Origin of the sequence: Streptomyces sp. NPDC050211, assembly GCF_040656035.1 — a bacterium.
Lineage (GTDB): Bacteria > Actinomycetota > Actinomycetes > Streptomycetales > Streptomycetaceae > Streptomyces.
Map to the genome: position 1 here is coordinate 54045 of NZ_JBFALC010000056.1, position 9910 is coordinate 63954.

Annotated in this window: 6 protein-coding genes; 3 read left to right on the forward strand and 3 right to left on the reverse strand. The window is 70.2% G+C overall.

The window, feature by feature from the left end; all coding sequences use genetic code 11:
• Positions 1 to 3: 3 nt before the first annotated feature.
• Positions 4 to 1806, reverse strand: a complete 1803-nt coding sequence (locus tag AB0I98_RS38020; RefSeq protein WP_362949884.1) for an ABC transporter ATP-binding protein — start codon at positions 1804 to 1806, stop codon at positions 4 to 6.
• A 94-nt stretch (positions 1807 to 1900) separates the two neighbouring features.
• On the opposite strand from AB0I98_RS38020, the gene AB0I98_RS38025 reads away from it, so the two are divergent.
• Complete coding sequence (locus AB0I98_RS38025; protein WP_362949886.1) at positions 1901 to 2344, forward strand: MarR family transcriptional regulator; 444 nt, start codon at positions 1901 to 1903, stop codon at positions 2342 to 2344.
• A gap of 58 nt (positions 2345 to 2402) precedes the next feature.
• Here AB0I98_RS38025 and AB0I98_RS38030 read toward each other — a convergent pair whose 3' ends face one another.
• Both AB0I98_RS38030 and AB0I98_RS38035 read right to left on the reverse strand, forming a co-directional pair.
• The gene (locus AB0I98_RS38030; RefSeq protein WP_362949887.1) at positions 2403 to 3821 is read right to left on the reverse strand and encodes a cation:dicarboxylase symporter family transporter; all 1419 of its coding nucleotides are present in this window, start codon (positions 3819 to 3821) and stop codon (positions 2403 to 2405) included.
• A 204-nt stretch (positions 3822 to 4025) separates the two neighbouring features.
• Positions 4026 to 5621, reverse strand: a complete 1596-nt coding sequence (locus tag AB0I98_RS38035) for a peptide-N4-asparagine amidase (protein ID WP_362949889.1) — start codon at positions 5619 to 5621, stop codon at positions 4026 to 4028.
• Positions 5622 to 5783: 162 nt separating this feature from the next.
• On the opposite strand from AB0I98_RS38035, the gene AB0I98_RS38040 reads away from it, so the two are divergent.
• Both AB0I98_RS38040 and AB0I98_RS38045 read left to right on the forward strand, forming a co-directional pair.
• Positions 5784 to 7571, forward strand: a complete 1788-nt coding sequence (locus AB0I98_RS38040; protein WP_362949890.1) for an ABC transporter ATP-binding protein — start codon at positions 5784 to 5786, stop codon at positions 7569 to 7571.
• Positions 7568 to 9349 carry an ABC transporter ATP-binding protein gene (locus tag AB0I98_RS38045; RefSeq protein ID WP_362949892.1) on the forward strand — a complete coding sequence of 594 codons (1782 nt, stop codon included), beginning with the start codon at positions 7568 to 7570 and terminating at the stop codon, positions 9347 to 9349. The genes AB0I98_RS38040 and AB0I98_RS38045 overlap by 4 nt, the downstream gene beginning before the upstream one ends.
• Positions 9350 to 9910: the final 561 nt, after the last annotated feature.

Sequence of the window (9910 nt, forward strand, 5' to 3'; positions counted from 1 at the left end):
TCTTCAGCTTGTCGGCTCCAGTTGGGCGTCTCTGCGGACCAGCGCCGCGTACCGGCCCTCGCGACCCAACAGCTCCTCGTGCGTACCGCGTTCGACCGCGCGCCCGGCGTCCAGGACCACGATCTGGTCGGCGCCCCGAATGGTGGACAGGCGGTGCGCGATGGTGAGCGTGGTGCGGTTGGCCGACAGCGCGTCGATCGCGTCCTGGACGGCGTGTTCGGTGCGGGTGTCCAGGGCGCTGGTCGCTTCGTCGAGGATGAGCACGGGCGGGTCCCGCAGGATGGTGCGGGCGATGGCCAGACGCTGCTTCTCGCCGCCGGAGAAGCGGTGCCCGCGCTCGCCGACGACGGTGTCGTATCCATCGGGGAGCGCGGCGATGTGGTCGTGGATCTGGGCCGCCTTCGCCGCCTGCTCGAGTTCCTCGTCGGTGGCGTCCGGCTTCGCGAAGCGCAGGTTCTCGGCGATGGAGGCGTGGAAGAGGTACGTCTCCTGGGAGACGACGCCGACCGCGCGAGCGAGGGTGTCGAAGTCGAGGTCGCGGACGTCGATGCCGTCGAGGGTGACCCGGCCGCCCGTGACGTCGTACAGCCGCGGCACCAGATAGCCGAGCGTGGACTTGCCTGCGCCGGTCGGGCCGACGATGGCGAGGCTGCCGCCGGCCGGGACGGTGACGTCGATGCTGTCGAGGATCGGGCCGCTCTTGTCGTCGTACCGGAACTCGACCTTCTCGAAGCGGACCTCGCCCCGCACGCGGTCCAAGTGGACGGGGTCCTTGCGCTCGGTGATGTCTATGGGCAGGTCGAGATACTCGAAGATGCGCTGGAACAGGGCGAGCGAGGCCTGGATCTGGACGCCGGTGCCGAGGAGGCTCACGGCTGGGCGGAACAGGCCTTGCTGGAGCGAGACGAAGGCGACGATCGTGCCGATCGAGACCGCGGGGCCGCCGAGTTGGAGGGCCATGCCCGCGGCCCAGTAGATGACGGCGGGCATCGCGGCCATGACGATCGTGATGACGGACATCCGCCAGCGCCCGGCCATGCTCGACCGCACTTCGAGGTCGACCAGTTCCTCGGACTCCTCCCCGAAGGACTTCGTCAGTGAGTCGGAGCGGCCCATCGTGCGGCCGAGCAGGATGCCGCTGACCGAGAGCGACTCGGTGACCGTGGCGGCCATCGCGGCCATCTGCTTCTGGCGCTGGGTGGTGATCTTTCTGCGTTCGTCACCGACGCGGCGGCTGATCCACACGAACACCGGCAGCAGGAGCAGCGAGACGACGGTCAGTCGCCAGTCGAGGGCGATCATCGCGATGATCGTGGCGACCACGCTGGTGAAGTTGGCGACCAGTGAGGTGGCGGTGGAGGTGACGGTGGCCTGCATGCCGCCGATGTCGTTGGCGATGCGGGACTGGACCTCGCCGGTGCGGGTGCGGGTGAAGAACGCGAGCGACATGCGTTGCAGCCGGCCGTAGACGGCGGTGCGCAGGTCGTGCATGACGCGCTGGCCGACCGTCGTGGAGATCAGGGTCTGCAGGACGCCGAAGACGCTGGTGAGGACGGCACTGAGGATCATGCCGAGCGCGAGCAGGCTGAGCAGGCCTGTGCGGCCCTGCGGGATCGCGGTGTCGAGGATCGCCTTCAGGAAGAAGGGGGTGGCGACGGAGACGAGGGACGAGGCGCCGACCAGGAGGCCGACTACGGCGAGGCGTCCTCGGTACGGACGGAAGAGGGTCAGGATGCGCCGCACCTGGCGGGGCCTCTCCTCGGCCTCGGCGGGCGGGATCGACGCGGGTTCGTGGTCGGGTTTCATGGGCTCCTGCGGGTGGTGAGTCGACGGTGACGGACGGAGAGTAGCTCATTGTTACCTATACTCACAATGAATGGCGTCCTGATATTGTTCCCGCATGACCACCCCCGATCCCGACGGTCAGCTGGCCGAACAACTGCTGCGGTTCACCCGGCGTGTGCACCGGATCCAGAAGCGGCACATCGAGCATTCCGGCCTGGGCGTCACCCCGGCCCAGTCCCGGCTGCTGCGCACCCTCGCGCACTACGAGACGCCACCCCGCATGGCCGACCTCGCCGAGCGGCTTGAGGTGGTGCCGCGGGCCGTCACCTCGCTGGTCGACGGACTGGAGGCGAGCGGGAAGGTGCGGCGGGTGCCCGATCCCAGCAATCGGCGGGTCATCCGGATCGAGTTGACGGACGACGGGCGCAAGGCGCTGGGCGAGTTGCATGGGGCGCGGAGAGCGGCGGCCGACGAGATTCTGGCGCCCTTGACCCATGTGGAGCGTGCGGTGCTCGGCACGCTGCTGGACACGTTGGTGGACGAGGCGCACCACGGTTGAGAAATGCCGCGGCCACCGCCCCTGGAGAGGAGCGGTGGCCGGGTGAAGGCGCGATGCGTCAACTGACCTCGGGTGCGGGCTCCTTGGCCGACTGGGCGGGTACGGCGACGGGGGCCGGAGCATCCGATTCCGGAGCCTTGTCGGCAGCGGCGGACTCGTCGACCTCGTCGACCTCGGTCCTGGGCTCGACCTCTCCGCTCAGCACCTTCTTCGCCCGTTCCACGTCCAGCGCGCCCTCCCACCGGGACACGGCGAACACGGCGACGCAGTTGCCGAGCAGGTTCGTGACGACGCGCATCGAGTCCATGATGCGGTCCACGCCGAGGAGCAGGGCGACGGCCCCGGCGGGGATGGCGCCCAGCGAGGAAGCGGTCGCGGACAGGGCGAGGAAAGCGGAACCGGGGATGCCGGCCATGCCCTTGCTGGTGAGCATCAGCACCAGGATCACGGTGATCTGCTGGCTCAGGCTGAGATCCACGCCCACGGCCTGCGCGATGAACAGCGTGCCGATGGACAGATAGAGCGAGGCTCCGTCGAGGTTGAAGGAGTAGCCGGTGGGCAGCACCAGGCCCACGGCGTCGTCGCGGGCACCGGCCTTGCGCAGCTTCTGCATCACGCGCGGCATGACGGACTCGGTGGAGGCGGTGCCGAGCGCGAGAAGCATCTCCTCACGGATGTAGCGCAGGAACTTCCAGAGACTGAGCCCGGTGACCATCTTGAGCGCGACGGCGAGGAGGGCGATGAAGAACGCCGCGGCCGCGTAGCACAGGACGATCAGCTTGGCGTAGGTCTCGATGACGCCGAGCCCGTACTGGCCGATCAGGACGGCCATCGCGCCGAACACCGCGATCGGGGCGAGGCGCATGATGAAGCTCACGACCGCGAAGATGATCTCCTGAGCCTGCTCGATGGCGGGCAGGACCTTCGGCACCTTGGTGTGGCCGAGGTGGAGCAGAGCGGCGCCCACCAGACAGGCCAGGATCAGCACCTGGAGAAGCTCGTTCTCGGCGAAGGCGCCGATGAAACTGGTGGGAATCGCGTTGACGATGAACTCGGTCGTCGACGGCAGTGAACCGCCGCCCGTCTTCGCGTCGACCGCCGAGGTGTCGAGCGTGGACGGGTCGACGTTCATCCCCGAGCCGGGCTGCACGACATTGGCGGCGAGAAGCCCGATGAGCAGGGCGAGCGTGCTCGCGACCTCGAACCAGATCAGGGCCTTCAGCCCGATCCGGCCGAACGCCTTCAGGTCACCGGCCTTGGCGATGCCGACGACGACCACGCAGAACACCAGCGGCGAGATGATCGTCTTGATGAGCCGGGTGAAACCGTCGCCGAGCGGCTGGAGGTCCGCGGCGAAGTCGGGCCACAGCTTGCCGACGAGGATGCCGAGCACGAGCGCGCAGGCGACCTGCGCGAAGAGGGAGGTACGCAGTATGCGTGCGACGCGTCGCGGCAGGGACGGTACGGGCGGCGGCACGGGGACTCCTAGAGGGGGACGGCGGTATGGCAGAAGCCCCAGAGGACTTCTGCCATACGGAAAGCGGCTTCCGTGCCGATCACTCTCGGGGTGTCATTGATCCTTCCGGAAACCTTTGTGTATCGGTCATGTAAATCCGCCCGCCCTGTGGCATGTCACATACCGCGGCGGCTCCAGCCTGTGGCATGTCACATTCCACCGGCCTCAACAGCCGTTGCGGTCCTCCGTCAGCACGCCCTGAACAGTCGTCAGCGCCCGGTCGTAGCACCCGCCCGACCCGTACACCCGGTACCGCTCGCTCGTCGTGCCGACCGCGTGCCGCTGATCGCGCGGCACGTTGATCGTGTACGTGGCGTCGCCCGCGTAGGTGTCGTCGAGCCGCGACCACGCGAGGCGCCGGCCACCCTGGGAGGTGACGACCGAGGCACGGTCACCGAGTGACAGCACCGTCCGCAGCCGGTCGCCCGCGCCGATCGTGGTCGTGCCGTCCATCGTGTACGTCCGCTCCGTGCGCGTCGTCCGGGCCGGACCGCGTCCATCGACGGTGACCGACTCACCGTCCGTCCAGCGCGCGTCGAGACCGTCGACCGTTTCACCCTCCGTCCAGCGGTGCACGGAACTGTTCGCCAGCGACCGGCTGACGGTGGTCGTCACCCGGCCGTGCGAGGTGTCGACGTAGCCGGCGACGGTGAGCCGATGTGCACCCTCCGTGTCCACTCGGTGTTCCGAACCGGACGTATGCGTCGAGGAGTTGGTGAGCGCGCCCTCCCTGTGGACGGTGAGCTTCCCGCTGACGTGTGCGCTCTTCGCGTCCTGCCAGACCAGGATGTTCACGGGAGTGCTCCAGCCGGTCTGCCCCTCGGGGACACCGACGACGGAGACCTCGACGCGGTGCGGGCGGCCGTCGTTGAGGAGGCCCGCAAAGGGTGTCAGGTCGTATTCGATCGGCTTGATGTCGAAGGCGCGCGGGCCCGGAACGACGTACCAGAGGAAGGGATTCGACCAGCCGCCGGTCCACACCGTCGGGAACGGCACGGCGATTCCCGCCAGTTGGCCGTCGACCTTCACCTGCACCTCGCGGTAGGGGCCTCCGTCGGCCTGGCAGGAGTACGGCGCCGAGTCGGGCACCGTCAGATACCAGTACTCCTCGCAGCCGCCTCCGGAGCCGGTGGCGTACACCTCGGCGACGATGCGTTCGCTGTTGCGCGGTGTGGTGAGGGTCGAGTCGGCGGCGAGGGTGAGGACTTGATCCGGCGTCGCGGCGGGCTTGCCCGCGTAGAACGTGAGCGTGACCTTGACGTCGATGATCCCGGTGTACGTGTCGTCCACCACGTTCCCGATGAGCATCTCGACGTCCTGAGCGCTGCGGAAGGTGTCGCTGTAGCGCGTCACGTCCTTCTCGACGGACCACTCGATGCCGTCGGGCGACGGCTGCGGCGTCGACGTACGGAAGATCTCGACACCGCCGAGGTGCAGATACCCGAGCCGGTCGAACTGTCGTCCCTTGACCTTGCCGTCCATGCGCAGGACCACCTTGCTCCAGCGGTCGCCGCAGCCGTCGGGTGGTGCGTAGCTGCCTGCGTACGGCGTGAAGTCGCGGAACTGCGCCTCGGCGAGGGTGACTTGGCAGGAGGTGCCGGAGGGCTTGGGGACGGGTGGGGCGGCGGTGATGGGGTCGTGCCAGTCGGTGGTGCTGAACTCGGGCGGGGCGTCGGCGGATTGGGCGGGTACCGCTGTGAGGAAGGTGCTCGCGAGGAGGGTCGTTCCTGCGAGCATGGACATGATGATCCGTCTCTTCATGGCCGGTGTTCTACGGGGAGTCGGGCGCCCCGCGCAATAAAAAACCGTTTGCCTTCGGACACTCTGCGACGCGAACCTGTCACGGCTTGTTGCCACCCTCCCACCCTGTCCTCCTCCCCCGTCCTCCATCCCTTCCGACCTGACACGAGCCACTGGGACGTCATGCAGATTCAAGACCTTCCGTATCCCGACCCCGGGGTGCCGGACGCACGCTCGGGTCCCCGATTCCTGCGGTGGCTCTTCCGGAATCAGCTGGGTGGGCAGGTGAAGTCGCTGGCCTGGGGCCTGCTGCACTTCGTGTCCGTCTCCGCGCTGCCGTTCTGTGTCGGACTCGCCATCCAGGCAGTCGTCGACCGCTCCGGCACCCGGCTGGCCCTCGCGGGCGGCCTGCTGGCGCTGGCTTGCGCCGGAAACGCGATCGGCGACACGTTCCTGCACCGCACCGCGGTCACCAACTGGATCACCGCCGCCGCCCGTGTCCAGCAGCTGCTGGCCCGCAAGGCCTCGGTGCTGGGCTCGGCGCTGACCCGACGCGTCGCGGCCGGCGAGGTCGTGGCCGTCTCCACGGGTGACGTGGAGAAGATCGGCTGGTTCGTGGAGGCCGTGTCCCGGTTCACCGCGGCCGCGGTCACCGTCGTATTGGTCTGCGTCGCCCTGGTCGTCTACCAGCCCGCGCTCGGGGTGGTCGTCGCCGTCGGCCTGCCCGTCCTGGCGATCGCCGTGCTGCCGCTGCTGCCCCGCGCGACCAGGCGGGCGGACATCCAGCGCGAGAAGGCGGGCCGCGCCACCGAGCTGGCCTCGGACACCGTCGCCGGACTGCGCGTCCTGCGCGGCATCGGTGGCGAGGAGCTGTTCCTCGACCGCTACCGCAGCGCCTCCCAGGAGGTACGCCACGCGGCCGTGCGCAGCGCCCGCATGTGGTCCCTGATCTCCGCGATCCAGGTGTTGCTGCCGGGGCTGCTGCTGATCGCGGTGGTCTGGTACGGGGTACATCTGGCCCGCCAGGGCCGGATCACCGTGGGCGAACTGGTCACCGTCTACAGCTCGGTCATGGTCCTGACCTACCCCCTGCGGCACTTCGAGGAGATCGCGATGGCGTACTCCTTCTCGCGTCCGTCGGCCCGGCGGGCCGCGCGCGTGCTGTCGCTGGAGCGTGCCACGGACACGGGCGGATCGCGTGCCGCCGAGGTGCCGACCGGGGACCTGTACGACCCGGCGACCGGTCTGCTCGCCCCCGTCGGCCGGTTCACCGCCGTGGTGTGCGGCGACCCGGACGCGGCGGGGCGGCTGGCGGAACGACTGGGCGGGCACCCCGCGGAGGAGAGCACCTCGGTGCTGCTGGGCGGTGTGCCGCTGGACGAGCTCCCGCTCGACTCGGCGCGAACGGCCGTCCTCGTCCAGGACAAGGACCCGGTGCTGCTGTCGGGTTCGCTGCGCGAACTGCTCGACGTGCCCGCGTCCGGTGACGTGGCCGCCGAGCGGGCGCTGGCGGCGGCGCAGTGCGAGGACGTCCTCACGGCGCTCCTTCAGGGTTCGCTCGACGCCCAGGACCCGCTGGACGCCCGGATCACCGAACGCGGGCGGTCCCTGTCCGGCGGCCAGCGGCAGCGGCTCGCGCTGGCCCGGTCGCTGCTGACGGACCCGGAAGTACTCGTCCTCGACGAACCGACCTCCGCCGTCGACTCGCACACCGAGGCACGGATCGCGACCGGCGTGAAGGAGTTGCGGGAGGGGCGCACGACCGTCGTGTTCACCTCCTCGCCGCTGCTCCTGGACCACGCGGACCGGGTCGTGCTGGTGCACGAGGACGAGGTCACGGCGGTCGGCGTGCACCGGGAACTCCTGGTCAAGGAGCCGCGGTACCGGGCCGTCGTCACCCGCGAGACCGACGACGAGGCCGCCCTGAACGACGTATGGGAAGAACTGGAAGAGATCGAGGAGACAGCATGATCGGCGTGGCGCCACCGGCCTACGACCCGGCGGCACCGACGACGGCGAACACCCTGCCCGTCGGCGCCACCACGACCGTACGCGCCTATGTGGCCGAACTCTTCCGCCGGCACCGCCGAGCCTTCCTGCTCCTCATCGGCGTCAACACGGTCGCCGTGCTCGCGTCGATGGCGGGCCCGTATCTGCTGGGCGGGATCGTGGAGCGGGTGTCGGAGGGGGCGCGCGAGCTTCATCTGGAGCTGACCGTCTCGCTGTTCCTGGTCGCGCTGGTCCTCCACGCCGTGTTCGTACGGGAGGTGCGGCTGCGGGGCGCGATGCTCGGTGAGCGGATGCTGGCCGACCTGCGCGAGGACTTCCTCGTGCGGTCGGTCGGGCTGCCGCCGGGGGTTCTGGAACGTGCGGGGACCGGCGACCTGCTGTCCCGGATCACGACGGACATCGACCGGCTGGCCAACGCGATGCGTGAGGCCGTCCCGCAGTTGGCGATCAGCGTGGTGTGGGCGGCGCTGCTGCTGGGCGGGCTCGTCGTCACGGCGCCGCCGCTCGCCGCCGCGGTCCTGCTCGCCCTGCCGTTGCTGGTGGTCGGCTGCCGCTGGTACTTCAAGCGCGCCCCGTCCGCCTACCGGTCGGAGGCCGCGGGGTACGCGTCCGTGGCCGCCGTACTCGCCGAGACGGTGGACGCCGGACACACCGTCGAGGCCCACCGCTTGGGCGACCGCCGGATCGAACTGTCGGACCAGCGGATCAAGGAGTGGACTGCCTGGGAGCGCTACACGATGTGGCTGCGGTCGGTCCTCTTCCCGGTCATCAACGTCACCCATGTCACCGTCCTCTCCTCGGTCCTGATGCTCGGCGGCGTCTTCGTCCTGCAGGGCTGGATCGACGTCGGCCAGCTGACCACGGGTGCGCTGATCGCCCAGATGCTCGTCGACCCGGTCGGGCTCATGCTGCGCTGGTACGACGAGCTCCAGGTCGCCGAGGTGTCACTGGCCCGTCTGGTCGGCGTCCGGGAGATCGAGCCGGACGACGGTGACGCCGAGGTGTCACCCGACGGGCGCGACGTGCGAGCCGACCGGGTCCACTTCGGCTACGTCGAAGGCGTGGACGTCCTGCGCAAGGTGTCCCTCCAGGTCGCCCCCGGCACCCGGCTGGCGCTCGTCGGCCCGTCGGGCGCGGGCAAGTCCACGCTGGGCAGGCTGCTGGCCGGCATCTACGCGCCCCGCGACGGCCACATCACCCTCGGCGGCGCCGAACTGTCCCGGATGCCCGCCGAGGCGGTCCGCTCCCATGTGGCGCTGGTCAACCAGGAACACCATGTGTTCGTCGGCTCCCTGCGGGACAACCTCCTGCTGGCCCGCACGGACGCCACCGACGCCGAGCTGTGGGCAGCGCTGGGCGCGGTCGACGCGGACGAGTGGGCGCGGGCGCTCGATGACGGCCTCGACACCGAGGTCGGCTCGGGCGGGGCGGTGCTCACGCCGGCGCAGGCCCAGCAGATCGCGCTGGCCCGCCTGGTGCTGGCCGACCCGCACACGCTCGTCCTGGACGAGGCCACGTCCCTGCTCGACCCACGTGCGGCACGCCACCTGGAACGGTCCCTGGGCCGCGTCCTCGACGGCCGCACCGTCGTCGCCATCGCCCACCGGCTGCACACCGCCCACGACGCCGACGTCATCGCCGTCGTCGAGAACGGCCGGATCAGCGAGCTGGGCAGCCACGACGAGCTGGTCGCCGCGGACGGGGCGTACGCGGCGCTGTGGCGCTCCTGGCACGGGTGAGCCACTGAGCGGCTCGGTTCCGTAGCCGTGACCCCGGTGCCGTCCTCGTCCGTCGACGGGACGGCACCGGTGGCAGCCTGCCCGTGACCGGGGCGAGCTCGTCGCCGACGACGGACGCGCCTGGTCGTCGGCTGATCTGGACGACTGGCCTCGGACTGTCCCGTCCTGCGTGCGGGCCGATCGCGCGCCCGGGCGGGGCGGCACACGGGCCCGTCCCGCCGAACCCTGTCTCTCCCTCCCGTGCCGTTGCGCGGTCCCGAACGGGGGTGGAAGGCTGGGGTTATCGGTACGGGCTCGCGGAGTGCGGCCGGGAACCGCTCGGTTCCCGTCGAGTGCGCCCCGCGCCCCGGCCGCCCGCCGCCGACCGCCCACCGCGGTCGGAACGGGCCCGTCCCCATCACCTGGAGGTACCCGTGAACAGCGCCGACGGATGGGGAGACGACGTCTACCAGCCCGACGGATCCGAGGTCCAGGACGACGCGGGCTTGCTGGACGTGCAGGACACCCTGGTCGACGACGGTGTCGACGACCCCCTCGACCGGGGCTGGTCTCCGCCGGACA